This is a genomic window from Lacihabitans soyangensis (assembly GCF_024343775.1).
In the GTDB taxonomy this organism is placed as follows: Bacteria; Bacteroidota; Bacteroidia; order Cytophagales; family Spirosomataceae; genus Leadbetterella; species Leadbetterella soyangensis.
This window is the reverse complement of record NZ_RJUF01000066.1, coordinates 1-3,926: the sequence shown is the minus strand read 5'-3', so window position 1 is coordinate 3,926 and position 3,926 is coordinate 1. Positions and strand designations below refer to the sequence as shown.

The 3,926-nt window shown below is 34.0% G+C and carries 5 protein-coding genes; 4 read left to right on the top strand and 1 reads right to left on the bottom strand.

What is annotated here, in order from left to right; translation table 11 throughout:
• Window positions 1-133 precede the first annotated feature (133 nt).
• Window positions 134-274: a hypothetical protein gene (locus tag EGI31_RS14150; protein ID WP_255037836.1), complete on the bottom strand. Its 141-nt coding sequence runs from the start codon at window positions 272-274 to the stop codon at window positions 134-136.
• Between the two features lie 332 nt (window positions 275-606).
• Here EGI31_RS14150 and EGI31_RS14145 point away from each other — a divergent pair, with 332 nt between their 5' ends.
• The 4 genes from EGI31_RS14145 to EGI31_RS14130 all read left to right on the top strand — a co-directional run.
• On the top strand, window positions 607-1,158 hold the full coding sequence (locus tag EGI31_RS14145) for a hypothetical protein (protein ID WP_255037872.1): 552 nt from the start codon (window positions 607-609) through the stop codon (window positions 1,156-1,158).
• Window positions 1,159-1,349: 191 nt separating this feature from the next.
• Complete coding sequence (locus EGI31_RS14140) at window positions 1,350-2,444, top strand: hypothetical protein (protein ID WP_255037871.1); 1,095 nt, start codon at window positions 1,350-1,352, stop codon at window positions 2,442-2,444.
• 192 nt (window positions 2,445-2,636) lie between these two features.
• Complete coding sequence (locus EGI31_RS14135) at window positions 2,637-3,344, top strand: hypothetical protein (protein ID WP_255037870.1); 708 nt, start codon at window positions 2,637-2,639, stop codon at window positions 3,342-3,344.
• Between the two features lie 30 nt (window positions 3,345-3,374).
• Window positions 3,375-3,926, top strand: a 552-nt coding sequence (locus tag EGI31_RS14130) for a serine hydrolase domain-containing protein (RefSeq protein ID WP_255037869.1), incomplete at its 3' end; no start/stop codon positions are given.

The window sequence follows — 3,926 nt, the reverse complement described above, 5'->3', positions numbered from 1 at the left end:
GCTACTGTGTGAGACCGTCCAAGATTTCCCATTCAGGACTTGGCTCGTTGCTGGTAGTTACTACGACCTCTGCTGACTTCTTCACTTAACCACTCGTGGTTGTGAAGACCTCCCCAGGTAAGAACATACTCTTTCATTCGATGCCTGCGAAATCTACTCTGATAGGTTTGTTGGCCACGGACTTTGTATTGATGTGCATACTTATCCACCTATCATAGCCTCTTATTCCGTTTCTGTAAGTCAGTACCGAATTTTGTAGTCTCGCTTTCTTCACTGCATCCCTCACGAGAAACCAGCTTGCGACTTACTAACACACTTTACCAACTAGCATGTAAAGGACTCAGTCTTTTCGACTTGCACCTTCTAGAGTTTATTTGTACTTTCGTACTCGATGTCCATACTGGGCACACACATTGCATTTATTCAAGGCGGGCAGATGTGGTAACTTGGAACTTTTGTGATTTCTATTTACTTTTGCAAGTGTAGGAACGGTAGTGCTTTTTAACCCGCCCTGCATAAATGCTTTTTCGTTGGCTGCAAGGCTACGATAACAAGACAGAACCCCAATTAAATTTTAACACATTAATTAACTTTAAATATTGAAAGATGAAATTAATATTCAAAAATTGCATCGTATTAGCAGCAACTATTTTTTTAGCAAGCTGTAACACAAAAACAGAAACTAAAACAATAACTTCTGCGACAGAATTAAATGAAACGTTTAAGTCTATTACACGACAAGAGAACTTAGACTTTTACAAAAAAGACCTTCAAGCGTGGAGTAAACATTTTTTACATTCTAATTCTGTTTATTGGATTTGCGTAGAGGACGATGTTACATTGAGAGCGACAGGTTGGGACGATTTAAACCAATTTGTAAGTCAATGGATGAAAGAAAATCCAACACCTGACTCTGACACTTTATTAAAACAAGATACGATTGATGATTTTCAAGTTGAATTATCAAATGGGCTTGCATTTGTACGGTATAAGAAAAACCATATGATGCCTGACGGAAAAGTAAAGGTACTTCTTGAAAGCAGGACATTTAAACTTGTAGAGAACGATTGGAAAATTTTGGGTATGACCTCTGCACCAGGATATGCAACACCAAAAAGTACATCAAACGTCTTTATTCATAATGACGTACAAAAATAGAAATCTAAGCACAACTAAACTCGACAAAAAGCCCAGCAGCCAACAAGCAGTTTGGCAAAAGCACGGCATTAGTGCTAAATTCAACATTTGGAATTCTATTTGGCTTTTGTGCTATATTGAACATTAGTTTTCCAAAGGCGTGCCTTCGCCAAGCTGCCGAACGTTGTGTGCAATTTTACATAGACCATAAAATGTATAAAAAACTAATCTCATTTTTGACAATTATCCTTTTTTGTGGACAAGTAAAAGCACAAAATAGGGAACAGCTAATTTTTGACAGAATTGAATACATTTTCAACTTGAAACCAACCATTGCAAAGAAATATTGGAAAGGCTTTGACAAAAAGAAATACGATGTTCCTTTGATTTATTACACCGATACAGAATCTTATATTGCGAATCCCCCAAAGGATTTTATCAATTATTACAAACCCACACTTGTTTCTCAGAACAGTAACATAAGAATCTACAAAACTACTAAGCGATTTGATGATATTCCATTTCACATGGCGACAAGTTTTGGCATTGACGAATCTACTGATATAATTATACGACCGACACCAATAATGTATTGCAGCAGTTTTGAAGTTACGTCAAAGAAAATACCTGAATCTACTTCTACTGAATATTGGGTAACGATGATAATACATGAGTATTTTCATGGGTTTCAGTTCAAACATAAGCCTTACATTAACACGGTATTAAAGAAAACGGGGAGTGTTTCAGAAGACAGTTTATCAAAAATATTTAAAAACAATATTTGGTTTGAAGAGAAAATCAAGAAGGAAAACGACTTTTTATTGAAAGCCATTCAATCAAAAAATTCACAAGAAACGAAAATCAACTTAGACAGCTTTTTCATTTCAAGAAAGGAAAGAAGATTAGAAACAAAGTCAAAAATAAACTTAGAAATAGATGATATTGAGAAAATCTATGAAACTATGGAAGGGACTGCACGGTACATTGAATACAACTTGCAAGTGGAATATGCAATAAGAAAGCCTGACAAAAAACTTTTAAGTGTAGATACTGCATATCATTCCTACCAAGTTTTTAGAAATTATAAAATCGAAAATGACCCATGGTTATTTACCCCAGGAAAACGATATTTCTATGCAACAGGTTTCAACATAGTTAGGCTGTTAGACAAGTTAAAAATAGATTACAAGACAAGACTTTTTAAGGAAGGCGACCTTTCCTTAGATGAAATATTGGAAACAAACTACAAGAAAAAAACGGCACCCAACATGGGTTTGTGGCAAGTGGGGGCTGACGGAAGTAATTGAACTTTGGTAATTCTTTTGTACTTTTGTTTCGGCGGACGGAAACCTATTGAACATTTGTAAGTAACTCAACATCAGTAATTTATATCGGCAGACGTTCGGGCGGACGAGTTTCAAAACCCCCACCTGACCACAAGCCCTATTCGTTATATGCCATTTTACGATATAATCAATAAACAAACAACAACAATAAATATGAGTATTTTAGACATTTTAAAACCAGTACACATTTTAGCTGGAAGCTTAACTTTAATAGGCGGACTATTAGCAATAACATCAAAAAAGGGGCTTAGAATTCACAGACTTTCAGGTAAAGTATTCTTTTGGGCTATGACAGTAACAACGCTACTTGGACTGAACGCAGGAATTTTTAGACCAAACTTTCAAATATTTATTCCTATTGCCATCATAAGTTTTTATCAAGCGGCTTCAGGTTACCGCATTTTATTCATCAAGACGCTTAACAAAGGACAAAATCCTAAACTTGTAGATTGGGCTTTGACAATCGGAATGCTTTTAACATCATTTGTATTCATTTTTTTAGGTATTATAAATTTGTCGTCAGACATATTTTATTCAATTGTACTTTTTTCATTCTCTACAATCGGACTTTATTGTTGCGGAGTTGACCTTTACAACTATATCAAAAGACCAACTAATAAACTCTATTGGCTATTCATTCATATTTTCAGAATGTCTCACGGTTTCATTGCAGCATTAACTGCATTCTTAGTAAACAATTCAAAACTGTTTCCATTTTTACCCCAAGTATTATTATTAATAATTCCGATTGCTATTGGTCAACCATTAATTAGTTTGACAATTTGGAATTACAGGAGAAAATTGGAGAAGTCAAAAATTTTGGCAGATAGAGCAATAATCGACAAAACTTTTATGGTATAAAAAACTAAGACAAACACAAATAATTAGACAATGAAAGCAATAAAAATAATTGGAATAGTGATTTTGGTAATTACGGTATTAGCATTTGCTTTATATTTTTATGTTAAGTATAAGTCAAACAATGTAGTTGACAATAAAAACCTTGAAATATCAATAGACAAACAGGCAAACAAATTTATTCAGGAAGGTAATTCAATTGGACTTGTAATTGGCATTGTCAAAAATGGAAAAACATTTATTAAAGGTTACGGCACCATCAATAAAGAGAAACAAATTTTGCCAGATAGCCTTTCCATTTTTGAATTAGCATCAACAAGTAAACTTTTTACTACTTCGACTTTACAATTACTTGTTGACGAAAAACAATTACAACTTGAAGATAAAATTCAAACAATTTTAACTGACAGAGTAAAAATATCGTCATTAGGTCAAAATACAACATTATTGCACTTGGCCACACATCTTTCAGGATTTCCATCTTTACCGAACTCATTTATTGCTAAAATGAATGATGAAAAAAATCCTTACAAAGACTTGGTAACACAAGACATCTATGATTATTTAAGAACTTGTGAAGCCAAA

What these genes read in the sequence shown, in the direction of transcription:
- EGI31_RS14145 (WP_255037872.1), top strand. Translation starts at nt 607, where the DNA reads ATGAAATTAATATTCAAAAATTGCATCGTATTAGCAGCAACTATTTTT.
- EGI31_RS14135 (WP_255037870.1), top strand. Translation starts at nt 2,637, where the DNA reads ATGAGTATTTTAGACATTTTAAAACCAGTACACATTTTAGCTGGAAGC.
- EGI31_RS14140 (WP_255037871.1), top strand. Translation starts at nt 1,350, where the DNA reads ATGTATAAAAAACTAATCTCATTTTTGACAATTATCCTTTTTTGTGGA.